A 22,621-nucleotide genomic window follows, 5' to 3' on the forward strand; every position below is an offset into this window, starting at 1 on the left:
ATGCCGCTCGCTCCATACCTCAGCCGCTACTGGGACGCCCCCGACAGCTGGACGCTCGAGACCTACCTGGAGAACGACGGCTACACGGGCCTGCGAAACGCCCTGGCCACCGGACCGGACGAGGTCATCTCCACCGTCCTCGACGCCGGCCTGCGGGGCCGCGGCGGCGCCGGGTTCCCCACCGGCCGGAAGTGGGGCTTCATCCCGCAGGAGACCGGCGACGAGGGTACAGACGGTTCCGGTACCGAGTCCTCGGCCGCCGCCAAGCCCCACTACCTGGTGGTCAACGCCGACGAGTCCGAGCCCGGCACCTGCAAGGACATGCCGCTCATGATGGCCACCCCGCACGTGCTCATCGAGGGCATCATCATCGCCGCGTACGCCATCCGCTCCTCGCACGCGTTCATCTACCTGCGCGGTGAGGTGGTGCCCGTCCTGCGCCGCCTGCAGGTGGCGGTCGCCGAGGCCTACGAGGCCGGGTACCTCGGCCGCGACATCCTCGGAAGCGGATTCGACCTCGAGCTGATCGTCCACGCCGGCGCCGGCGCCTACATCTGCGGCGAGGAGACCGCCCTGCTCGACTCGCTCGAGGGGCGCCGCGGCCAGCCCAGGCTGCGGCCGCCGTTCCCCGCCGTCGCCGGCCTCTACGCCTGTCCGACGGTGGTGAACAACGTCGAGTCCATCGCCAGCGTCCCGTCGATCCTCCAGCACGGGCCGGAGTGGTTCCGCTCGATGGGATCCGAGAAGTCCCCCGGCTTCACCCTGTATTCGCTGTCCGGGCACGTCACCCGGCCCGGCCAGTACGAGGCCCCGCTGGGCATCACCCTGCGCGAGCTACTCGACCTGGCCGGCGGGATCCGCGAGGGCCACACCCTCAAGTTCTGGACCCCCGGCGGTTCGTCGACCCCACTGCTCACCGACGCCCAGCTCGACATGCCTCTCGACTACGAGGGCTGCGCCGCCGAGGGCACCATGCTCGGCACCAAGGCTCTGCAGATCTTCGACGACACCACCTGCGTCGTGCGGGCGGTGCTGCGGTGGACGGAGTTCTACGCCCACGAGTCGTGCGGCAAGTGCACCCCCTGCCGCGAGGGCACGTTCTGGCTGGAGCAGATCATGCACCGACTCGAGGACGGCACCGCCACCGCCGACGATCTGGACCGACTGCTCGACATCTCCGACAACGTCGCCGGCAAGTCGTTCTGCGCCCTCGGCGACGCCGCCGCGACCCCCATCATCTCGTCGATCGCGCTCTTCCGCGACGAGTACCTCGCGCACATCCCGGGTGGCTGCCCGTTCGACCACAGCCGCTCCACCCTCTTCGACCGGACCGACCGTGCGGGTGCCGGCTCCCGGCGTCCGCCCGTGCGGCCGGCCACTCGACCGGATCCCCCACGACCGGATCCCACACGACCCGAGGAGGTGGCCCGATGACCTCCGCCCAGTCAGGTGTCCCCCGCGACGCCCGCGGTCCCGGCCAGGAACCGGACCATGACCGCGCCAAGTCAGAGCGCGCCGACGACCTCGTCACGCTCACCGTCGACGGCCGCGAGGTCTCGGTGCCGCCGGGCACGCTCATCATTCGCGCCGCCGAGCGGTTGGGCGTGCAGATCCCCCGCTTCTGCGACCACCCGCTGCTCGAGCCGGCGGGGGCGTGCCGCCAGTGCATCGTCGAGGTCGAGGGCGCGCCCAAGCCCGTCACCTCGTGCACCACCCCGGTCACCCAGGACATGCAGGTGCGCACGCAGTTCACCTCCGAGATGGCCGACAAGGCCCAGCGCGGGGTGATGGAACTGCTGCTCATCAACCACCCGCTCGACTGCCCGGTCTGCGACAAGGGCGGCGAGTGCCCGCTGCAGAACCAGGCCCTGTCCAGCGGCCACGGGCGGTCGCGCTTCACCGAGGTCAAGCGCACGTTCCCCAAGCCGATCGCCATCTCGTCGCAGGTGCTGCTCGACCGCGAACGCTGCGTCATGTGCGCCCGGTGCACCCGATTCTCCGAGCAGATCGCCGGGGACCCGTTCATCGACCTCTTCGAGCGCGGCGCCCGGCAGCAGGTCGGGGTGTACGGCGACGAGCCGTTCGAGTCCTACTTCTCCGGCAACACCGTGCAGATCTGCCCGGTGGGCGCCCTGACCGGCGCGCAGTACCGCTTCCGCGCCCGCCCCTTCGACCTGGTCTCCAGCCCGGCGGTCTGCGAGCACTGCGCGAGCGGCTGCGGCCAGCGCACCGACCACCGCCGCGGGAAGGTTCTGCGCCGCCTCGCCGGCGACGACCCCGAGGTCAACGAGGAGTGGAACTGCGACAAGGGCCGGTGGGCGTTCACCTACGCCACCCAGCGCGACCGCATCACCACCCCCATGGTCCGCGGCGAGGGCGGCGGGCTGGTCCCGGTCCCGTGGTCCACCGCCCTGGCGACCGCTGTCCAGGGATTGGCCGCCGCCCGCGGACGGGCCGGGGTCCTCACCGGGGGGCGGCTCACCGCCGAGGACGCCTACGCCTACGCCAAGTTCGCCCGCACGGTGCTCGGCACCAACGACGTCGACTTCCGCGCCCGCCCCCATTCGGCCGAGGAGGCGGACTTCCTGGCAGACCGGGTTGCCAGGCGCGGCCCGGGCGGCGGGTCGGAGCAGGGATCCGGCGGCGGGCCGGAGCAGGAGCCCGGCGGCGGGCCGGAGCGGGGATCCGGCGGCGGGCCGGGCCAGGGCGGCGAGGCCGTCACCTACACCGATCTCGAGACCGCCCCCGCGGTGCTGCTCGTGGGCTTCGACCCGGAGGAGGAGTCGCCGATCGTCTTCCTCCGCCTGCGGCGGGCCGCGCGCGACCACGGGCTGAAGGTCTTCTCGATCGCGCCCTTCGCCACCCCGGCCATCCGCAAGACCCGCGGCGCTCTGCTGCCGACCGTCCCCGGGGCGGAGCCCGAGGTGCTCAGCGCCCTCGCCGTCGTCCCCTCCGACCCCGGCGGCGCAGACTCCGCGGCCGACCCCACCCGCGGCGCCCTGCCCACTCTGCTGCGCGAGCCCGGCGCGGTGATCCTCGTCGGCGAACGGCTCGGCGCGGTCCCGGGCGGGCTCACTGCCGCGGCCGCCCTCGCCGACGCCACCGGCGCACGGCTGGCATGGATTCCCCGGCGCGCGGGTGAGCGCGGGGCGCTCGAGACCGGATGCCTTCCGGGACTGCTGCCCGGCGGCGCCCCCGTCACGGACGACGCCGCCCGGCGGGCCCTCGCCGAGCTGTGGCGCTGCGACGACCTGCCCACGATGCCCGGCCGGAGCACCGCCGAGCAGCTGGCCGCTGCCGCCGCTGGCGAGCTCGGGGCCCTGCTCGTCGGCGGGGTCGAGGCCGCCGACCTGCCCGACCCGCGCGCCGCGCTGGACGCGATCGACGCCGCCGGCTTCGTCGTGAGTCTCGAACTGCGCCGCAGTGAGATCACCGACCGCGCCGACGTCGTCCTGCCGGTCGCTGCGGTCGCCGAGAAGGCGGGCACGTTCGTGAACTGGGAGGGCCGGACCCGCCCCTTCGCCGCCGCCCTGACCGGCACCGACGCTCTGCCCGACCACCGGATCCTCAATGCCCTGGCGGAAGAGACCGGTGCATGGTTCGGCTTGGCGGACGTGGAGTCGGTGCGCCGCGAGATGCAGGCCGTCGGCCACGCACTCCGCCCCGCATCCGCCCACGCGGATCCGCAGCCGCACCCCGGCAGGGCGTCTCGCACCGACCGAGGCGCAGGCGAGACGCCATCGTCAGGAGCGGCTGCGGATGGGAGGGCCTCAGCGGCGACATCTGCGCGGGCGGCTGCGGGTCCGGAGCCCGGCGCCGGGCAGGCGGTCCTGGCCACGTGGCGGATGCTGCTCGACGCCGGACGTATGCAGGACGGGGAACCGCACCTCGCCGGCACCGCCCGCCGCCCCGTGGTCCGCCTGTCGCCGACGACCGCCCGCGAACTCGGAGCCGCCGACGGCGACCCGGTGACCGTGTCCACCGACCGCGGGGCGATCACCCTGCCGCTGGCCATCACCGAGATGCCCGACCGCGTGGTCTGGGTGCCGCAGAACTCGCCAGGGTCCGCCGTGAACGCGACTCTCGCCGCCGGCGCGGGCGACGTGGTGTCCATCGCGGCCGGGGAGGTGGCGTCATGACCGGGGTCGCGATGAACGGGGCCGCGGTGAACGGACCCGCCGTCCTCGCCGCCGCGGACCTGTCGACCACCGGCGCCGACCTCACGGCCTTCGGTATGGACCCGTGGTGGCTGGTGTTGGCCAAGGTCCTCGCGGTCTTCGTGTTCCTGGTGGTCACCGTGCTCGCGGCCATCTACCTGGAGCGCAAGATCCTGGCGTGGATGCAGATGCGCATCGGCCCCAACCGCGTCGGCCCCGGCGGGATCCTGCAGAGCCTGGCCGACGGCGTGAAGATCGCCCTCAAGGAGGGATTCATCCCGGCCGGGGTCGACAAGCCGATCTTCCTGCTCGCACCGGTCATCGCGGTGATCCCGGCGTTCATGGCGTTCGCGGTGATCCCCTTCGGGCCCGCGGTCTCCGTCTTCGGCCACTCCACGCCGCTGCAGCTCACGGACCTGCACGTGGGAGTGCTCTACATCCTCGCCGTCACCTCGATCGGCGTGTACGGGATCGTGTTGGCGGGCTGGTCCTCCGGCTCGACCTACCCGCTGCTCGGCGGCCTGCGCTCCACGGCCCAGGTGATCAGCTACGAGATCGCGATGGCGCTGTCGTTCGTCGGGGTGTTCCTCTTCGCCGGCACCATGTCGACGTCGGGGATCGTCGCCGCCCAGTCGCAGGTGTGGTTCGTGTTCCTGCTGCTGCCCTCGTTCGTCATCTACGTCATCTCGATGGTCGGCGAGACCAACCGCGCCCCCTTCGATCTGCCCGAGGCCGAGGGCGAACTCGTGGGCGGATTCCACACCGAGTACTCCTCGCTGCGCTTCGCGATGTTCATGCTGGCCGAGTACGTCAACATGACCACAGTCTCCGCGCTGGCGGCCACCCTGTTCCTCGGCGGCTGGCAGGCCCCCCTGCCGTTCTCGCTGATCGACGGCGCGGATTCCGGGTGGTGGGCGCTGCTGTGGTTCGTGGCCAAGGTGTGGGCGTTCATGTTCCTGTTCATGTGGCTGCGGGCCACCCTCCCGCGACTGCGCTACGACCAGTTCATGACCTTCGGCTGGAAGGTGCTCATCCCCGTCTCGCTGGCCTGGGTCATGGCGGTGGCGACCATCCGGGTGGTCGTGGGCCCCGGGTCCGCGCTCCTCACGCCCGCCATGGTGATCGCGGGCCTGGTGGCGGTGGCGGTCATCGTCGTCGTCCATCGGTCCCGCTCCCGGCGCGGCGGCCGGGCCACGCCCACCGGCGGCAACTCCCCACCCGCGTCCGTCACGCGGGGCGCGCCCGTAGGCCCCACGTCCGGCGAGCGTGCGCCCTCCGACTCCGCTTCCTTCACCCCCGCGCCCTTCGACGCCGCGCCCTTCGACCCCACGGCCGGAGGGTTCCCCGTCCCGCCGCTCCCCCACCAGCGCGTCGCGCTCGACCGCGCCACTTCTGCAGACACGCCCCCCAGACAGGAGTCCCGCCATGCCTAGGCAGTCACGGTCCCGGGTTCCCGGGTTCCTCGAACCGCTCGCCGGGTTCGGGGTGACGTTCTCCACGATGTTCCGCAAGGCGCACACCGAGCAGTACCCGGAGGAGAAGGTCCCCACCGCGCCCCGCTACCACGGGCGGCACCAACTCAACCGCTACGCCGACGGGCTGGAAAAGTGCATCGGCTGCGAGCTGTGCGCCTGGGCGTGCCCGGCGGACGCGATCTACGTCGAGGGCGCCGACAACACCGCCGAGGAGCGCTTCTCCCCCGGCGAACGCTACGGGCGTATCTACCAGATCAACTACCTGCGCTGCATCGGCTGCGGCCTGTGCGTGGAGGCGTGCCCGACCCGGGCGCTGACCATGACGAACGACTACGAGATGGTCGACGACAACCGCGCCGACCTCATCTATGAGAAGCACGACCTGCTCGGACCGATGCTCGCCGGGATGGTCCCCGCCCCGCACGACATGTACCCGGGCGCCGACCACTTCGACTACTACCGCGGAGAGATCACCGGCTCCGCACCCGAGCAGGGCGAGCCGTACGAGCCCGGGGCGCCCGAGGCGCGCGGTGCGACCGCAGCGAGCTCGCGCGGGCGCCGCGGGAAGGGGGCCTCGTGACCACCGGGGAGTCCGTCCTGTTCTGGGTGCTGGGCGCCATCGCCGTGGCCGGGGCGCTCGGGGTGGTCTCGGCGACCAAGGCGGTCTACTCGGCGCTGTGCCTGGCCGCGACCATGGTCTCGCTCGCCGTGCTGTACATCGCGCAGGGGGCGGTGTTCCTGGGCGTGGGCCAGATCGTCGTCTACACCGGCGCCGTGATGATGCTGTTCCTGTTCGTGGTGATGCTCATCGGGGTGGAGTCCTCGGACTCGCTGGTCGAGCGGATCCGGGGGCACCGGGTGGCGGCGATCATCGCAGGCCTGGGGTTCGGCATCCTGCTGGCCACCGGCCTGGCGCGGGCGCAGCTGCCGCCGTTCGCCGGGTTCGCCCCCGGATACTCCGACGTCCCCGCGCTGGCGGAGCTGCTGTTCTCCCGGCACGTGTGGGCGTTCGAACTCACCGGGGTGCTGCTCATCATCGCCACCCTCGGCGCGATGGTCCTGGCGCACCGCGAGCGCTTCACCGGACGCCTCACCCAGCGGCAGATGTCGCAGCAGCGGTTCCTCGACTGGCAGGCCGACGACACCGCCCGCGTGACCCCGCTGCCCAGCTCCGGCGTGTACGCGCGCCGCAACTCCGCCGACATGCCCGCCCGACTGCCCGACGGGTCCGACGCCCCCGACTCGGTGAGCGAGGTGCTGCGGCGCCACGCGGCCGATCGCGCGGACGGCCCTGACGAACTCGGCACCGGCGGAGGTGAGCGGCCGTGAACCCCGAGTACTACCTGTACCTCTCGGCCGTGCTGTTCACCATCGGCGCGGCCGGGTTCCTGCTGCGGCGCAACGCCATCGTCCTGTTCATGTGCATCGAACTCATGCTCAACGCGACCAACCTCGCCCTGGTCGCGTTCGCGCGGATGCACGGCGACGTCACCGGCCAACTCTTCGCGTTCTTCATCATGGTCGTGGCCGCCGCCGAGGTCGTGATCGGCCTCGCGATCATCATGGCCATCTACCGCTCTCGCCGATCGGCGTCCGTCGACGACGCCAACCTGCTCAGGTACTAGGGGGACGACGATGACGACGACCGTGATGACGACGACGACAACGACCGCAGCCGCCCTCGCCCCCGCCGTCGCCGGGTCCGCGCTCTGGCTCATCCCCGCACTGCCGCTGTTCGGCGCGGCGGTCCTGCTGCTGCTCGGTCGCCGCGCGGACGGGTGGGGCCACCTGCTCGGGTGCGCGACCGCGCTGGCCTCATTCGCCGTGGCGGTGTGGCAACTCGTCGTCATGACCGGCCGCGACGCCGGCGACCGCGCGGCGGGTCAGACCCTGTTCGAGTGGGTCTCGGTCGGGGAGTTCCAGCTGGACTTCGGCCTGCGTCTGGACGAGCTGTCCATGGTGTTCGTCCTGCTCGTCACGGGTGTCGGCCTGCTCATCCACGTGTACTCCATCGGCTACATGGCGGCCGACCCGGCGCGGCGCAAGTTCTTCGCCTACCTCAACCTGTTCCTCGCGGCGATGCTGCTGCTGGTGCTGGCCGACAACTTCCTCGGTCTCTACCTGGGCTGGGAGGGTGTCGGCCTGGTCTCCTACCTGCTCATCGGGTTCTGGCAGCACAAGCCGTCCGCCGCCACCGCGGCGAAAAAGGCGTTCGTCGTCAACCGCGTCGGCGACATCGGTCTGGGTGTAGCGCTGATGGTCATGGTCACCCAGCTGGGCACGCTGTCCTACGAGGGCGTGTTCTCGGCGATCGGCGGCGGGACGGCGGGCGGCGAGGGGGCCGGGGCCGACGGCGGGGCGGTGAGCTCGGGGCTGGTCACCGCGCTCGGGCTGCTGTTGCTGCTGGGCGCGTGCGCCAAGTCCGCCCAGGTGCCGCTGCAGTCCTGGCTCGGCGACGCGATGGAGGGTCCCACCCCGGTGTCCGCCCTCATCCACGCCGCGACCATGGTCACCGCGGGCGTCTACCTCATCACCCGGTCCAACCCGATCTATGACGCGACCCCGACCGCGCGCGCCGCGGTGATCGCGGTCGGCGCCGTGACGCTGCTGTTCGGTGCGGTCATCGGTTGCGCCAAGGACGACATCAAGAAGGTCCTCGCCGCCTCCACCATGAGCCAGGTCGGGTACATGGTCATGGCCGCCGGCTTCGGGCCCGCCGGATACGCGCTGGCGATCATGCACCTGCTCACCCACGGTTTCTTCAAGGCCGGCCTCTTCCTCGGCGCCGGCTCGGTGATGCACGGGATGAACGACGAGGTCGACATGCGCCGCTACGGCGCCCTACACGCGGTCATGCCGATCACCTTTGCCACCTTCGGACTCGGCTACCTGGCCATCATCGGCGTCCCTCCGTTCGCCGGCTTCTACTCCAAGGAGGGCATCATCTCCGCCGCGTTCGACGTGGGCAGCGGGTCGGCTGCGGGTGCGGGCGCGTTCGGCTCAGGATCGGCGGTCGGCTACCTCCTCGGGGCGGTGGCCCTGCTCGGCGCGGGCCTGACCGCCTTCTACATGACCCGCGTGATGATCCTGACGTTCTTCGGTCCGCAGCGCTGGGCCGACGACGCCCACCCCCACGAGTCGCCGGCGATCATGACGGGGCCGATGATCGCGATCGCCGTGGGATCGGTGCTCTCCGGTCTGCTGCTGTCGCTCGGCGGGCGGCTTCAGGACTGGCTCGCCCCGGTCGTCGGAGAGCACCACCCGGAGCACGTCCTACCGGTGTGGCTGGTCACCGCCGCCTCCCTGGTCGTGGTGGCCGTCGGCATCGCCCTGGCCGTGCACCGCTACACCCGTATTGAAGTCCCGGCCACCGCCCCAGTCGGCTCAACGCTCACGCGGGCCGCCCGGCGCGACCTGTATGCCGACGACCTCAACGAGGCGGTGTTCATGCGACCCGGCCAGGCCCTGGTCGCGGGCACGGAGGTGATCGACCGGCGGGTGGTGGCCGGGGCGGCGACGGGCGTCGGCACCACCCTCGGCGCACTGTCCGCCCGGACGAGGCTCCTGCAGTCCGGACTCACCCGCTCCTACGCGCTGTACATGCTGATCGGCGCGGTTCTGGTGATCGCCGCGATGTTGGGGGGTGGCGTGCTGTGACCGGCCCCGGACTGCTCACCGCGCTGTGGCTCACGCCCCTGGTCGGCGCCCTCGTCGTCGTCGTCCTCCCTGCGAGCGCGCGCCGCGCGGCGAGGCCCCTCGCCCTGGTCACGTCACTGATCGTCCTGGGGGTGGCCGTCGCGCTGGCGGTCGGGTTCGAGCCGGGCGGCGAGACCCACCAGTTCGTCGAGTCGCGGCCGTGGATCCCCGCGTTCGGTGCGACGTACACGCTCGGGCTCGACGGCGTGGCGCTCGTGCTGGTGCTGCTCACCGCCGCGCTCATGCCGCTGCTCCTGCTCGCCGGATGGCGTGACACCGACGGGCCCGGCGGCGAACGCGCGGGCGGCACCGGCGAGAACCTGCGCGACGGCCGCAGCCCGGACGGTCGGCGATCGCAGGCGTACCCCGCGTTGATGCTCGTCACGCAGGGGCTCGCGCTGGTGGCGTTCACGAGCCTCGACGTGCTGCTGTTCTACGTGGCGTTCGAGGCCATGCTCATCCCGCTGTACTTTCTCATCGGGGGATTCGGAACAGGCGCGTTCGGAGACAGCGGCGCGGACCGGGCGCGGGCGGCCGTCCGGTTCCTCCTCTACAACCTGCTCGGCGGGCTCGTCATGCTGGCCGCGGTGCTCGGGCTCTACATGTACACAAACCGGGCCGGACTCGGGCCCGACGGCCGCGGCACCTTCGACTACCGCCTCATCACCGACGCCGTCGCCGACGGGCGACTGCAGATCCCGCCCGGCGCGATGCTCCTGCTGTTCGCCGGGTTCACGTTGGCGTTCGCGATCAAGGCCCCGCTGTGGCCGTTCCACACCTGGCTTCCCGGGGCCGCCGTCGCCGCGACGCCCGCCTCCGCGGTGCTCATGATGGCCGTGGTCGACAAGGTCGGCACCTTCGCGATGCTGCGGTACTCGCTGCCGCTGTTCCCCGAGGCAGCGGCGACCGCGACGCCCGTGATGGTGACGCTGGCGGTGATCAGCATCGTCTACGGCGGCATCATGGCCATCGCCCAGACCGACCTCCTGCGCCTCATCGCGTACGCGTCGATCTCCCACTTCGGGTTCATCGTCCTGGGCGTGTTCGCCGCGACCGAGCAGTCGGCGGCCGGGTCCACGCTGTACATGGTCAACCACGGCATCGCCACGGCCGCACTGTTCCTCGTGGCCGGGTTCCTCGTCCGGCGGCACCGGATCCGCGAGATCGGCTACTACGGCGGGGTGCAGCAGGCCGCGCCCGTGCTCGCCGGGGTGTTCCTCATCGCCGGGCTCGCGACGCTGTCACTGCCCGGGCTGGCCCCGTTCATCAGCGAGTTCCTGGTGTTCGTCGGCACGTTCGAGGTCTACCCCGTCGCCGCCGTACTGGCGACGGCGACGTTCGTCCTGGCGGCCGTCTACATCCTGTGGACCTACCAGCGGGTGATGGGCGGGCCCCTCGCGCCGGGGTTGCGGTCCACGCCCGACCTCACGACCCGCGAGCGCGTGGTGCTGGCCCCGCTGGTCGTGGCGCTGATCGTGCTGGGCTTCTACCCGCAGCCGGCGCTCGACGTGATCGACCCGGCGGTCGCCGAGACCGTCACCCACGTGGAAGGTGCCACCCGATGACCCCGGACATCGCCTACTCCTCGCTCCTGCCGCTGCTCGTGGTGCTCGGGACGGCGATCGTCTCGGTGCTCGTCGAGGCGTTCGCCCCCGCCCGACACCGCTACGCCGCGCAGATGGTGCTGTACCTCGGCGGGCTCGTCGCGGCGCTGGTGACGGTGGTTCTGCTCGCCGGGACGCGGCTGGTGACGGCCGGCGGCGCCGTAGCCGTGGACGGGCCCGCGCTGTTCCTGCAGGGGGCGACGGTCCTCGTGGCGATCGGGGCGGGGGTGCTCATCGGGGAACGCTCCCGGGTGGGCGCGGCGGCCGGGGCCTCGTCGGGTTCGGTGGGCGCGTCGGCCACGGCCCGTCGCCCGGTGCTCGCGGGCTTCGCCCCGCAGGCCGCCCTGGCCCCGGGCGGCGACGCCGAACGCGAGGCCGAACGCGCGGGCGTCTCCCAGACCGAGGTCTTCCCGCTCGCACTGTTCGCCACGGGCGGGCTCATGTTGTTCCCCGCGGCGAACGACCTCATCACCCTGTTCATCGCGCTCGAGGTGCTCTCCCTGCCGCTGTACGTGATGTGTGGCATGGCCCGCCGCCGGCGACTCCTCTCGCAGGAGGCCGCGGTCAAGTACTTCCTGCTGGGGTCGTTCTCCTCGGCCATCTTCGCCTACGGCGCCGCACTGATCTACGGCTACGCCGGGACCGTCGAGTTCGGCGGGATCGCAGCGGTAGTAGCGGCCGAGGGCGGCAGCTCACTGGCGCTGATCGGTGTGGCGATGATGTCGGTGGGCCTGCTGTTCAAGGTCGGGGCCGTGCCGTTCCACACCTGGACCCCGGACGTCTACCAGGGCGCGCCCACCTCGATCACGGCGTTCATGGCCGCCGGGACCAAACTCGCCGCGTTCGGCGCGATCCTGCGGTTCTTCCACACCGCCGTCCCCCGCCTCGAGGACGACTGGGCACCCGTGCTCTGGGTGATCGCGGCGCTGACGATGATCGTCGGCACGGTCGTCGGTGTCACGCAGAACGACGTCAAACGCCTGCTGGCCTACTCCTCCGTCGCGCACGCCGGATTCCTGCTCACCGGGGTGCTCGGCCCTCCGGCGGCCGGGACCTCCGCCGTGCTGTTCTACCTCGCGGCGTACGCGGTGAGCACTGTCGGCGTGTTCGCGGTGGCCGGGCTGGTCCGCGCGCCCGACGGCGCCGAGATCACCGACCTGCGGGCCTGGGCCGGGCTCGGCCGACGCCAACCGCTCGTGGCGGGGGCGTTCGCACTGCTGCTTCTCGCACTCGCGGGCATCCCCCTGACCAGTGGGTTCAACGCCAAGTTCGCCGTGTTCTCCGCAGCGGTGGCCGGGGGCGCCGTGAGCCTCGTGGTGATCGGCGTCCTCACGAGCGCGATCGCGGCCTCGTTCTACGTCCGCGTGATCGTGGTGATGTTCTTCCGCGATGCGGGCGAGGAGGACTCCGGAGGCGCCGGATCCGGGCGGTTCGGATCCGCTGGGTCGGGCTCCGCAGGGTCGGGATCCGCAGGGTCGGGTGAGGTGGCGTTCGCGCGGAGGCCCGTCACGTACGCGGTCGTCGGCGTCGCGGTCCTGGTGACCATCCTGCTGGGGATCATGCCGCAGCCGCTACTCGACCTGGCCTCGACGGCGGCCGCGTTCGCGGGGTAGGAGTTCGCGGGGTAAACAGCCATCCGGCCGTCAGTAGCCGCGTCGACAAGAGTCTTTCACCCGTATCGGTCGAGTAGCAGTGCACGAAACACTCTTCTCGACGACTGCCGCCCGCTGTCTGCCGCCCGCCGCGCCCCCTACTCCCCCAGGCCCAGCGGGGTGGCGTCGAACTCCCCGGACAGCGCGGACACAGACCGAGCTAGTCGGAGGTCACGCTGGGTGACCCCGTCGACGTCGTGGCTGCGGAGATCGAGGGTGACCTCGTCGTAGCTCCACAGCAGATCGGGGTGGTGGTCCTGCGAATTGGCGGCCTGCCCGATCGCGGCGACGAGGTTGATCGCGGCCTGCGGGGTCTCGCACACGGCCGTGTAGGTCAGCGACCCCTCCGAGAAGGCCCAGCCGGGCAGATCGGCGAGGCCTTCGGCGATCTGCTCCTCGGTCAGGCGGGTGTTGTCGTCGGCGGCGGGGCGGGCGTTGTCGGCGTCTGCGCTCATGCCGTCCAGTCTGGCACCTCGCGGCGCACCCGGCACTCCCGCCGGGGCGCAGACTCTCACCGCCGCGCCCGGCACTTCCCGCCACGTCGGCCACCGGTCGCGCCGCCTACCCTGTTGGAGTGGAATCCCCCGCCAGCTCTCTACCTCCCGGCGCCGGCCGGTACGCGCCCAGCCCGTCGGGCGACCTGCACCTGGGGAACTTGCGCACGGCGGTGGCGGCGTGGGTGCTGGCCCGCGATTCGGGCCGGGCGTTCCGGATGCGCGTCGACGATCTCGACGCCGCCCGCGCCCGGCCCGGGGTGGCCGAGCGTCAGCTGGCGGACCTGGCGGCGATCGGCCTCGACTGGGACGGCGAGATCATGTGGGAGTCCGAGCGGACGCACGCCTACGCCGCGGCGGCGAACCAGCTGTCCGACCAGGGCCTGGTCTACGAGTGCTACTGCTCGCGCCGCGAGATCGCCGAGGCCCCGCGCGCACCGCACTCCCCGCCCGGGTCGTACCCCGGCACGTGCCGTGACCTGTCGGAGGCGGAACGGGAGCGTCGCCGGGAGGCGCTCGGCCCGGGGCGGGTGCCGGCGCTGCGACTGCGCGCAACGGTCGACGAGCTGACGATCACCGACGGCGTCCACGGGCCGTACACCGGCGTCGTCGACGACGTCGTCCTGCGCCGCGGGGACGGCGTGTGGGCGTACAACCTTGCCGTCGTCGTCGATGATGCCGAGCAGGGCGTCGACCAGGTCGTGCGCGGCGAGGACCTGCTCTCCTCCACTCCCCGCCAGGCCCACCTGGCCGACCTGCTGGGCCTGCCGCACCCGGAGTACGTGCACGTGCCGCTTGCGGTCAACGCCGCCGGTGAGCGTCTGGCCAAGCGGGACGGCGCGGTGACCCTGGCCGATCTGGCGCAGGAGGGGACGACGACGAGGGCCGCGGTCGCCCGTATCGTGGCCTCACTCGGTGGGCCGGAGGGCGCGGACTCGATCGAGGCGCTGCGGGGGGTGGTCACCGCTGAGTCCTTGCGGGCCGGCCCCTGGGTGGTGGCCTGATCGGCCGACGCGCGCCCAGCCCGGCCCGACCGCCTCGTCGAAAAGAGCGTTCCGCGCAGACCCCCTCGCACAACGCGTGCGGAAGCGACTTGTCGATCAACGGTGACGCGGCGCGACGCGACCTATTCGGCAGGCAGGGATTCGGCATCGCGGCGGGCGGCGCGGATAATCGTCGTTCGTGACCACTTCCCCGCAGAATTCCGACCAGCTGGGGACTGGGCGGCCGGACGGGAACACTCCCGAGCCGGCGCCCAGTACCCCTTCCACCGCGTCCGCCGCCTCCGCCGGTCTCCCCGGCCGCGCCGTGTTCGCCACCGTCGCCAGCCCGTACTACGGCTATCTCATCGCCCTGTTCGTCGGCGTGATGCTCATCAGCAACGTCACCGGAACCAAGGGCGTCCTCCTCTTCCCCGACCTGAGCTTCGAACTCTGGTTCCTCTCGATGGACGGGCTCGTCACCGACGGCGCCTTCCTGCTCTTCCCGCTGGCCTACGTGCTCGGCGACGTGATCAGTGAGGTGTACGGCTTCAAGGCGATGCGCCGCGTCGTGCTCTCCGGTTTCGCCGTGCTGGCGCTGGCCGCGTTGAGCTTCAGCCTGACCGTGCAGTTGCCGCCGGCCGACTTCTACGAGAACCAGGACGCGTTCGAGGCCGTCGCGGGGGTCATCCCGCAATTCTTCCTCGCCGGCCTGGCCGGGTACGTCGTCGGCGAGTTGCTCAACTCCTACGTCCTGGTGTGGATGAAGCGCCGCACCGGTGAGCGGAGCCTGTGGGCGCGGCTCCTGGGGTCGACCGTGGTGGGCCAGCTCGCCGACACGCTGGTGTTCTGCACGATCGCGGCTCCGGCGCTGGGCATGGTGCTCGGCTCGGGCGACTACTGGAACTACGTCGTCATCGGCTTCGTCTGGAAGACCCTCGTCGAGGCGGTCCTGCTGCCGGTGACCTACGTGGTGATCGCGTGGATCAAGAAGCGCGAGCCCAGCTATCAGGCCGCCCTGTCGGGTTCCGCCCTGTCACACTCGGCGGTATGACCTCCGCTGACCGGGACGCAGACGACGGTCGCGACGCCGCTCGACCCGCCGCGGTAATGGTGCTCGGCGAGACGGTCGACGACCAGACCAGGTGCATCCACTACCACGGCCCGTTGGACGTCATCGCGATCCGCTTCCACTGTTGCGGCGAGTTCTATCCCTGTTTCCGCTGCCACGCCGACGCCACCGACCATGCGCTGTCGGTGTGGCCGCGGGACGAGTTCGACACCGATGCCCTGCTCTGCGGCGCATGTTGGAGCACGCTGACCATCGCCGAGTACCAGGCCGTCGACGCCTGCCCGGCCTGCGGCACGGCGTTCAACCCGGGCTGCTCGCTGCACTACCCGCTCTACTTCGAGTCATAGGTCGAGTTCAACGGCGCGCGAAACTCCTCGACCATGCGTGCTGCCAGGACCAGGTGAGCCCGGATCACGCCCGCGAGTTCGTTCTCGATGCGTTCTCGGGGCAGGTCCCGAGCTCTGGCCCCCTCCGGCAACCTGTCAGCCACCCGTTGTAACCCGTCGTTGTGGACCCCGCCGCGTCGCTGTCTCCACGGGTCGGAGAGCACGTCGAGGATCGATGCCCGGAGCGTCGCGAATGCCACTGGGTCCGCCCCGTACGCGGCTCTGTAGATCCCAGTCGCCACCGAGACCCGGGGCTCCTCCTCCTCTAGTTCGGCGATCAGTTCGTCGTCTTCGTCGAAGTACGCCGCCTCGTACAGATCCTTCTCCTCCTCGAACTCTTCTACACCTTGCTCGAGCACCCCGGAGAGAATCTGGTCGGCGGCCACCAGCTGTGGCCACCTAACCATGAGCTCGTCGAACTCCAGATCCGCCATTCTGCTGATCAGTCGCCGAACCGCGGCGTCATCCCCGGCCAGCGAATTTCGTAGCGCCTTCTCCGCGAGGTTGAACGCGGCGGTCTGCCACGTCTCACTCTTTTCTGAGCTATCGCGTACCGGACTGTGCAGGAGGACGCCCAACGGCGAGCGCCTCTCGAGGTCGTCGTGGGGGTGATCGTTTCTGGTCTGGTTCGTCATGCGCGCAGCGTCGCACGCAGCACCGACACCTACGAGTCGCCTCGGTCGTGCGGAGCTCATCAGCTGGTCGACCAAGACCGACGTGTAGGCCCGCCTATGTCGGTTCCTGCGTCATAGTGACGTATGGCCTCACCCCGCGTACCCGCCGCACTCGCACTCCTCACCGCCGCACTGCTCCTGGCGGGTTGCTCGGGTCAGAGTGAGGATCCGCCGGTCATCAGCACGCAGGGAACCGGCATCGTCACCGGTTCTCCCGATACCGTCACCATCGTGCTCGGCGTCGAGACCCGGGCATCTGACGCCAGCACAGCGCTGACCGACAACGCGGAACGCGCCCGATCCCTTATCGAGACCATCAAGGCCCAGGGCGTCGAAGAGGAGGACATCGCCACCAAGAACCTGTCGGTGCAGCCCAATTTCCTGCCCAGCGGCAGCATCGACGGATACATCGTCACGAACCAGGTGACGGCGACCTTGCGCGACGTCGACAGGAGTGGCGATCTCATCGATGCAGCGGCGGGCGCCGCCGGCGACGCGATCCGGGTTCAGCAGTTGACGTTCTCCATTGACGACGACAGCGACCTCAGGGCCCAGGCCCGGGCGCAGGCGGTCACGCGAGCTGAAGAACAGGCCCAACAGATCGCCGAGGCGGCCGGGGCGGAGTTGGGGGCGGTGCAGTCGATCACCGAGGTACCGGAGACCGAAGCGACTCCGTTTCCGGTCTCGAGGTCGTTGGCAGACGGCGCAGCTTCGACGCCGATCGAGGCCGGTAGCCAGGACCTCACTGTGTCCGTCTCCGTGACCTACGAGATCAACTAGCTGATCCCGCCGACGGATACGGGCGGCCGGGCGTCCTGGCCGCGCGGCCAGGGCTGCCAGGGCGGCCAGGGATCAGCGTCCCGAGTAGTACCGCCCCAGGAACTGTTCCTTGTAGGCGACGTACTCGTCGGGCCCGGCCGCCATCGCCGCGCGCACCTCGTCGACCAGCCGCACCACAAAGGCGAGGTTGTGCAGGGTGAGCAGGGTGGAGCCGAGGAACTCCTTGGCCTTGAACAGGTGATGCAGGTAGGCGCGGCTGTACTCGCGCGACACCTCGGACGGCCCCTCGGGGTCGAGCGGGGTGTGGTCGTGGCGGAACTGGGCGCGGGTGATGTTGACCCGCCCGTCGAGCGTGTAGATCCCACCGTGGCGGGCCAGCCGGGTGGGCGCGACGCAGTCGAAGGTGTCGGCGCCATTCTCCACGGCGGTGAAGATGTCGTCGGGCTCGCTGATGCCCAACAGGTGTCGCGGCCGGTCCTCGGGCAGTTCCTCGGTGCACCAGCCGACGATCGTTCCGAGGTTCTCCTTCTCCAGCGCGCCGCCGATCCCGTAGCCCCCGAAGCCTCGTCGCCCCTCGGCCTCGGCGCGCTCGCTCATCTCCACGAGCCCGCGCACGGCCTGCCGCCGCAAATCCTCGAACTGTGCACCCTGGATCACGCCCCACAGTGACTGCCCCGGCCGGTGCCCCCGCTCCAGCGACAGCCGCTCGTGCTCGTCGAGGCAGCGTTGCGCCCACCGTCGGGTCCGCTCCACCGAACTCTCCTGGTACTTCCGCGTGTTCATCAGCGTGGTGAGCTCGTCGAACGCGAACAGGATGTCGGCGCCCAGCGAGTGCTGGATGCGCATGGACACCTCGGGCGAGAAGCGGTGCCGGGAGCCGTCGAGGTGCGAGGTGAAGGTGACGCCGTCCTCGTCGACCTTCGCGAGCCGGCCCTGCCCCTTGTTGGTGGCCGCGTCGTCCGGTGTGGCGCCGGCCGACATCTCGATGACCTTCTTGAACCCCACCCCCAGGCTCATCACCTGGAAGCCGCCCGAGTCGGTGTAGGTGGGCCCGGACCAGCGCATGAACTCCCCCAGCCCGCCGGCGGCGTCGACGACCTCGTGGCCTGGCTGCAGATAGAGGTGGTAGGCGTTCGCCAGCACCGCCTGGGCGCCGGTGGAGCGAACCTGCTCGGGGGTCAGCGTCTTGACGGTGGCCTTGGTGCCGACGGGGATGAACGCCGGGGTGGCGATGTCACCGTGCGGCGTGTGGATGACACCCGTCCGCCCACCGGCCGTCCCGTCGAGGACCATCCGCTCGCCCACGTCGAAGGTGGTCGCGCGGGTGGCGGGCGTGGCGTTGTCCGGCATCACTCCATCGTGGCATGGCGGTCGCGGATTGCGGACGTGACCCTAAGATGGGGAGGTACGTCGGCATGGGGGGCGTAGTCGTCGGCGTCGGAGGGCGCGACGTGCGCGCCCGAGAGTACGACGACGAGGTGGGGCGATGACCACATCAGGTGGCCGTAGGCTCTCCAAGCACGAGCGCCGTTCACAGCTGATCGTGTTGGGGATCCGTTTGCTGGAGACCGTGCCTTTCCATGCCCTGTCGCTGGACGACGTCGCCGAGCGGGCCGGGGTGTCCCGCAGCCTGCTCTTCCATTACTTCCCCACCAAGCTGGATTACCTCACGGCGGTCGTGCGGGCAGCGGCCGACCACGTGCTGTCGCTGACCGAGATCCCGGTGGGCGCGCACGCCGAGGACAGCACGCGCGCGATCATCACGGCGTTGGTGCGCTACATCCAGCGGCGGCGGGACAACTACGTGGCGGTCCTGCGTTCCGGCAGGGCTGTGGATCCGGCGCTGGAGAAGGTCGTCGACGGCATGCACCGCACGATCAGCCTGCGCATCCTCGACAGCCTCGGGGTACACGAACCGGACCCTCTGGCGCTCGCTCTCACGCGGGCGTGGTTGGCCGGCACCGAGGAGTTGGCGTTGCTGGGTGAGGAGTCGGGCCTGCCGCAGGCCACGGTGATCGACGCGTCACTGTCGACCCTGAGCTCGGTCGTGACGCTGCCGGACTTCGCCGAGGAGTCCTCCGACCACGTCTGACAGCGCGTCTCGACTGCGCCCGCTCCTGCCCCACACACAGCCGCCCGCCAGCATGGCGTCTCGCACCTGCCCCACACACAGCCGCCCGTCGCCATGGCGTCTCGCACCTGCCCCACACACAGCCGCCCGTCGCCATGGCGTCTCGCACCCACCGCGGGGCAGGCGAGACGCCATCGTCAGGGGCGGCTGGCGCGGGGGCGGCTGCCGAGGGGGCGGCCAGGCGCGGGAACGGCTGCCACGGGCGAGGGGGCGGAATGACGAGAGCCCCGGACCTCTCTCGAGATCCGGGGCTCTCCCCGTGGCGGTGGCGGTGGGATTTGAACCCACGGTTGGGGGTTACCCAACACAGCATTTCGAGTGCTGCACCTTCGGCCGCTCGGACACGCCACCGCCGATTAGGCTACTTCACGCATGGCCCCAGACGAAAATCGCCAGGCCAGAGGCGAGGAGTCAGCTGCTGCAACTCACTTGTCGTTGCCGGTGAGCTTGCTCGCGGCCTCGTTGGCCTTGTCCTTGAGCTTCTCGGCACCCTGCTTGATGCCGGCCTCGCCCTGGTCGGCCTGGCCCTCGGCCTGCAGGTCACGGTCTCCCGTCGCGGCGCCGGCCGACTCCTTGGCGCGGCCGCCCAGCTCCTCGGCCTTGTTCGAGAACTTGTCTCCCACTCCCATGTGGTGCTCCTCTCGATCGCGGCGCCGGGGTCCGGCACCTCTCACGACCCACGGTACGGAGGTGCCGAGCCGGCCTCCACCGCGAGCGGGTCACGATCGGGTCACCGACGGGCGCCCCGCCGCGGACCCCGGCACAGCCGCCGTCATCGACGAGCGCGGAAGAAACCCTCCAGGACGGCCGCACACTCGTCCTCGAGCACACCACCCCGCACCTCTGGACGGTGCACCAGACGTCGGTCGCGGACGACGTCCCACAGCGACCCACACGCCCCGGTGCGCGGCTCCCAGGCTCCGAAGACGATGCGGCCGACCCGCGCCGCGACCGCCGCCCCCGCGCACATCGTGCAGGGCTCCAGGGTCACCACGAGAGTGCAGTCCTCCAGCCGCCAACCGTCGCCCAGGACCCGCGCGGCCTCGCGGAGCGCGATCACCTCGGCGTGCGCGAACGGGTCACCGTCGGCCTCCCGCCGATTGGTGGCGGCGGCCAACTCCCGACCGTCGGGGCCCAGCACCAGCGCGCCGACGGGCACGTCCTCGGCCGGGGTACCGCCCGCCACGGCCAGGGCGCGCCTCACCAGCATCTCGTCGGCCACCCGCGCGGAGCCCCGGTGTTCGGGGTGCGCCGATCCGGGATGCGCCGGACCTGCCGGGCTCACGAGTCGGGCTGGTGCCGCTCGAACTCGTCGCCGAAGCCCATCCGCTCGGCCACCGACTGCAGCTGTTCGTCGGCGTACAGGTCGGTCTCGGAGACGATGATCTCCAACACTCCGGCGGGCAGGCCCATGTCGTCGAGGATCGCCATGTCGCCCTCACCCCACGGGTCGGTCTGCTCGAGCTCCTCGTCGGTCATGTCGGGCACGTCCACGTTGAGCTCGTCCAGCACATCCGCGGCGAGGTCGTAGTCCAGCGACGCGGTCGCGTCCGAGAGCATGAGTCGCATCCCGGACGGGCCCGGGCGCAGGATCACGAAGAACTCGTGGTCCACGTCGACCAACCCGAACGACGGTCCCTCCGCGCGCAGCGACCGGACCTGCCGGGCCGCGTCGTCGAGACTGGTGAGGGCGGCGTCGTCCAGACGGGTGACCTGCCAGGAACCGCCGTCCTGGACCACCCCGAGTGCGATGCCGGTGACCGAGTCGTCGTCGGAGTCGCGGGAGAGTCGGTCGGAGCTGCTGGGCATGGGCTCAACCGTAGTCTGCTGTGAGAACCTTGTCAGGTGACGGTGACGGCGGACGTGTGCGTGCTCGGGGTCGGCCTGATCGGCGGCTCACTCCTGCGGGCCCTCGGCCCCGATCGGACCTTCGGCTGGAACCGCTCCCCCGCCGGCGCCGAGGCCGCCACCGCCGCCGGTTTCGACGTCACCACGGATCTGCCCACCACGCTCCGCCGGGCTGCGGAGTCGGATGCCCTCGTCGTCGTCGGCGTCCCCCTCCCCGCCCTCGAGTCGGTCCTGGGCGCGGTGGCCAAGCACGCACCCACGGTCGCCCTCACCGACGTGATCAGCGTCAAGGGCCCCGTCCTGGAGGCGGTACGACGTCACGGACTGGGGGCGCGGTTCGTCGGCGGGCACCCCATGGCCGGCACCGCCCACTCCGGCTGGGACGCAGGCGACCCCGACCTGTTCCGCGGTGCCACGTGGCTCATCGCGGCCGACGACGACGCCGACCCCGACACCTGGGGACGAGTTGCGCGGCTCGCGCTGGACAGCGGCGCACGGGTGGTCGCGGCGACCTCCGCCGACCACGACGCGGCCGTCGCCCGGATCTCCCACCTGGGGCACGTGCTGGCCGAGGCGCTCGCGCTGGCGGGCGGCCGGGGCGGCGACCTCGCGCTCTCGTTGGCGGCGGGGTCGTTCCGCGACGGCACGCGCGTCGCCGGGACCGCGCCCGATCTGGTGCGCGCGATCTGCGAACCCAACCGGGACGCGCTGCTGGACGTGCTGGACGAGTGCCTCGCCGACCTCGGGGCCGAGCGGGCGGCGCTGGCCGAGCGGGGAACGCTGGGGCCGCTCGTCGACGACGGCCACCGCGCGCGGCGTGCCTATGAGGACGCGCAGGCCGATCGCACCGGCGGGGATCTCCGACCGGCGGAGGTCACGCCGGGGGCGGCCGGGTGGCTCGAGGCGCTCCGCGAGGCGGGCGCCTTGGGCAGGGAGGTCCGGCTCGCCGACAGGCCGTAGAGGCCCCTCGGCTGGCCGTTCAGGCCCGGCGGCTGGCCGTTCAGGCCCTTCGGCTGGCCGTTCAGGCCCTTCGGCTGAGCCCCGGCACGTCGATGATCACGCCGTCGGGGTCGACCGTCGCGCTGGTCGACGCGGTGGCGGTGATGCCGTGGACCTGCTCGTCGTCGCTGGAGAGCGTGACCGTGTCCTCGGTGACGTCGAGCGTCATGGAATCCACCGACAACACCCGCACATCCTCGGAACCCGGCTGCGCGTGCAAGCCCAGGCGACGGATCATGACGCTGGCGAAGAACACGCTGTAGGTGATGTCCACGTCCACCACGCCGTCGCCGCCCACGCGGGAGCGGGTGCCGGAGGAATCCTCGAGCAGCCAGGCCCCCTCGTCGTCGCAGACCAGGTCGATCGTGCGCTCGTGTTCCTCCGTGGTGAGGGTCAGCCACACCCGGCGCAGGGTCGTGTCGGCGCCGAGTTGAGCCTCGTACTCCACGGTGAAGGCGGAGTTGTCCGGGCCGGCGGCGGCGACGATCCGACCGCGAGCGCGGCTGGAATCACCCTTGGGGACGACCCTGACCTGCTCGATCAGTCTGCCGTTCTCGGATATCCACGTGTACATACGGGTGACCGAGGCGCGGTGCGCTTCGGTCTGCGGCGAGGACGTCTCAGAAGCGTTCACAGCCTCCACGGTAGGAAAATCTCCACCAAAACGCACATC

The 22,621-nt window shown here is 71.2% G+C and carries 22 protein-coding genes and 1 tRNA gene; 15 read left to right on the forward strand and 8 right to left on the reverse strand.

Going from position 1 to position 22,621, the window contains the following annotated elements; all coding sequences use genetic code 11:
• From nuoF to nuoN, 9 genes are all read left to right on the forward strand, one after another.
• Positions 1–1,434, forward strand: a complete 1,434-nt coding sequence (nuoF, locus tag AC3DEV_RS04495) for an NADH-quinone oxidoreductase subunit NuoF (RefSeq protein ID WP_313312660.1) — start codon at positions 1–3, stop codon at positions 1,432–1,434.
• Positions 1,431–4,139 carry an NADH-quinone oxidoreductase subunit G gene (locus AC3DEV_RS04500; protein WP_488371416.1) on the forward strand — a complete coding sequence of 903 codons (2,709 nt, stop codon included), beginning with the start codon at positions 1,431–1,433 and terminating at the stop codon, positions 4,137–4,139. The genes nuoF and AC3DEV_RS04500 overlap by 4 nt, the downstream gene beginning before the upstream one ends.
• A 95-nt stretch (positions 4,140–4,234) precedes the next feature.
• On the forward strand, positions 4,235–5,590 hold the full coding sequence (nuoH, locus tag AC3DEV_RS04505) for an NADH-quinone oxidoreductase subunit NuoH (RefSeq protein ID WP_488371493.1): 1,356 nt from the start codon (positions 4,235–4,237) through the stop codon (positions 5,588–5,590).
• Positions 5,583–6,212, forward strand: a complete 630-nt coding sequence (gene nuoI, locus AC3DEV_RS04510) for an NADH-quinone oxidoreductase subunit NuoI (protein ID WP_488371417.1) — start codon at positions 5,583–5,585, stop codon at positions 6,210–6,212. The genes nuoH and nuoI overlap by 8 nt, the downstream gene beginning before the upstream one ends.
• Positions 6,209–6,961: an NADH-quinone oxidoreductase subunit J gene (locus tag AC3DEV_RS04515; RefSeq protein ID WP_488371418.1), complete on the forward strand. Its 753-nt coding sequence runs from the start codon at positions 6,209–6,211 to the stop codon at positions 6,959–6,961. The genes nuoI and AC3DEV_RS04515 overlap by 4 nt, the downstream gene beginning before the upstream one ends.
• Entirely contained in the window at positions 6,958–7,257 is a 300-nt protein-coding gene (gene nuoK, locus AC3DEV_RS04520) for an NADH-quinone oxidoreductase subunit NuoK (protein WP_067714654.1), read from the forward strand. Before AC3DEV_RS04515 ends, nuoK begins: the two co-directional genes overlap by 4 nt.
• Positions 7,258–7,282: 25 nt before the next feature.
• Positions 7,283–9,289: an NADH-quinone oxidoreductase subunit L gene (gene nuoL, locus AC3DEV_RS04525; RefSeq protein ID WP_488371494.1), complete on the forward strand. Its 2,007-nt coding sequence runs from the start codon at positions 7,283–7,285 to the stop codon at positions 9,287–9,289.
• On the forward strand, positions 9,286–10,893 hold the full coding sequence (locus tag AC3DEV_RS04530) for an NADH-quinone oxidoreductase subunit M (protein ID WP_488371419.1): 1,608 nt from the start codon (positions 9,286–9,288) through the stop codon (positions 10,891–10,893). Before nuoL ends, AC3DEV_RS04530 begins: the two co-directional genes overlap by 4 nt.
• Entirely contained in the window at positions 10,890–12,545 is a 1,656-nt protein-coding gene (nuoN, locus tag AC3DEV_RS04535) for an NADH-quinone oxidoreductase subunit NuoN (protein WP_488371420.1), read from the forward strand. The genes AC3DEV_RS04530 and nuoN overlap by 4 nt, the downstream gene beginning before the upstream one ends.
• 137 nt (positions 12,546–12,682) lie before the next feature.
• Here nuoN and AC3DEV_RS04540 read toward each other — a convergent pair whose 3' ends face one another.
• Positions 12,683–13,039: a 4a-hydroxytetrahydrobiopterin dehydratase gene (locus AC3DEV_RS04540; RefSeq protein WP_067714662.1), complete on the reverse strand. Its 357-nt coding sequence runs from the start codon at positions 13,037–13,039 to the stop codon at positions 12,683–12,685.
• A 119-nt stretch (positions 13,040–13,158) separates the two neighbouring features.
• Here AC3DEV_RS04540 and gluQRS point away from each other — a divergent pair, with 119 nt between their 5' ends.
• The 3 genes from gluQRS (at position 13,159) to AC3DEV_RS04555 (ending at position 15,477) form a co-directional block, all read left to right on the forward strand.
• Positions 13,159–14,082, forward strand: coding sequence for a tRNA glutamyl-Q(34) synthetase GluQRS (gluQRS, locus tag AC3DEV_RS04545; protein WP_488371421.1), 924 nt, complete (start codon positions 13,159–13,161; stop codon positions 14,080–14,082).
• Positions 14,083–14,290: 208 nt separating this feature from the next.
• Positions 14,291–15,112, forward strand: coding sequence for a queuosine precursor transporter (locus AC3DEV_RS04550; RefSeq protein WP_488371495.1), 822 nt, complete (start codon positions 14,291–14,293; stop codon positions 15,110–15,112).
• Positions 15,109–15,477 carry a CHY zinc finger protein gene (locus tag AC3DEV_RS04555; protein ID WP_396444350.1) on the forward strand — a complete coding sequence of 123 codons (369 nt, stop codon included), beginning with the start codon at positions 15,109–15,111 and terminating at the stop codon, positions 15,475–15,477. Before AC3DEV_RS04550 ends, AC3DEV_RS04555 begins: the two co-directional genes overlap by 4 nt.
• Here AC3DEV_RS04555 and AC3DEV_RS04560 read toward each other — a convergent pair.
• Positions 15,462–16,151: a hypothetical protein gene (locus AC3DEV_RS04560; RefSeq protein WP_268099126.1), complete on the reverse strand. Its 690-nt coding sequence runs from the start codon at positions 16,149–16,151 to the stop codon at positions 15,462–15,464. The two genes, AC3DEV_RS04555 and AC3DEV_RS04560, sit on opposite strands and share 16 nt — an antisense overlap.
• 123 nt (positions 16,152–16,274) lie before the next feature.
• Here AC3DEV_RS04560 and AC3DEV_RS04565 point away from each other — a divergent pair, with 123 nt between their 5' ends.
• On the forward strand, positions 16,275–16,970 hold the full coding sequence (locus AC3DEV_RS04565; RefSeq protein WP_069388828.1) for an SIMPL domain-containing protein: 696 nt from the start codon (positions 16,275–16,277) through the stop codon (positions 16,968–16,970).
• A gap of 72 nt (positions 16,971–17,042) precedes the next feature.
• On the opposite strand, the gene tgt is transcribed toward AC3DEV_RS04565, so the two are convergent.
• Positions 17,043–18,320, reverse strand: coding sequence for a tRNA guanosine(34) transglycosylase Tgt (gene tgt, locus AC3DEV_RS04570; protein ID WP_268099125.1), 1,278 nt, complete (start codon positions 18,318–18,320; stop codon positions 17,043–17,045).
• A gap of 136 nt (positions 18,321–18,456) precedes the next feature.
• Here tgt and AC3DEV_RS04575 point away from each other — a divergent pair, with 136 nt between their 5' ends.
• Entirely contained in the window at positions 18,457–19,062 is a 606-nt protein-coding gene (locus tag AC3DEV_RS04575) for a TetR/AcrR family transcriptional regulator (protein ID WP_488371422.1), read from the forward strand.
• 299 nt (positions 19,063–19,361) lie between these two features.
• Here the strand turns inward: AC3DEV_RS04575 and AC3DEV_RS04580 are convergent.
• The 4 genes from AC3DEV_RS04580 to AC3DEV_RS04595 form a co-directional block, all read right to left on the reverse strand.
• Positions 19,362–19,452: transfer RNA gene (locus AC3DEV_RS04580), tRNA-Ser, on the reverse strand.
• A gap of 74 nt (positions 19,453–19,526) precedes the next feature.
• On the reverse strand, positions 19,527–19,730 hold the full coding sequence (locus AC3DEV_RS04585; RefSeq protein WP_067714680.1) for a CsbD family protein: 204 nt from the start codon (positions 19,728–19,730) through the stop codon (positions 19,527–19,529).
• Between the two features lie 143 nt (positions 19,731–19,873).
• Complete coding sequence (locus AC3DEV_RS04590) at positions 19,874–20,311, reverse strand: nucleoside deaminase (RefSeq protein WP_271799238.1); 438 nt, start codon at positions 20,309–20,311, stop codon at positions 19,874–19,876.
• A gap of 71 nt (positions 20,312–20,382) precedes the next feature.
• Positions 20,383–20,910 (reverse strand): tRNA adenosine deaminase-associated protein, encoded by a 528-nt coding sequence (locus AC3DEV_RS04595; RefSeq protein WP_069388832.1) that lies wholly within the window; start codon positions 20,908–20,910, stop codon positions 20,383–20,385.
• A 36-nt stretch (positions 20,911–20,946) separates the two neighbouring features.
• On the opposite strand from AC3DEV_RS04595, the gene AC3DEV_RS04600 reads away from it, so the two are divergent.
• Positions 20,947–21,909, forward strand: coding sequence for a prephenate dehydrogenase (locus tag AC3DEV_RS04600; RefSeq protein WP_488371423.1), 963 nt, complete (start codon positions 20,947–20,949; stop codon positions 21,907–21,909).
• A 61-nt stretch (positions 21,910–21,970) separates the two neighbouring features.
• Here AC3DEV_RS04600 and AC3DEV_RS04605 read toward each other — a convergent pair whose 3' ends face one another.
• Positions 21,971–22,582, reverse strand: coding sequence for a putative glycolipid-binding domain-containing protein (locus tag AC3DEV_RS04605; protein WP_301162854.1), 612 nt, complete (start codon positions 22,580–22,582; stop codon positions 21,971–21,973).
• Positions 22,583–22,621: the final 39 nt, after the last annotated feature.

This window comes from Dietzia sp. IBK-p2-15D, from assembly GCF_057773105.1.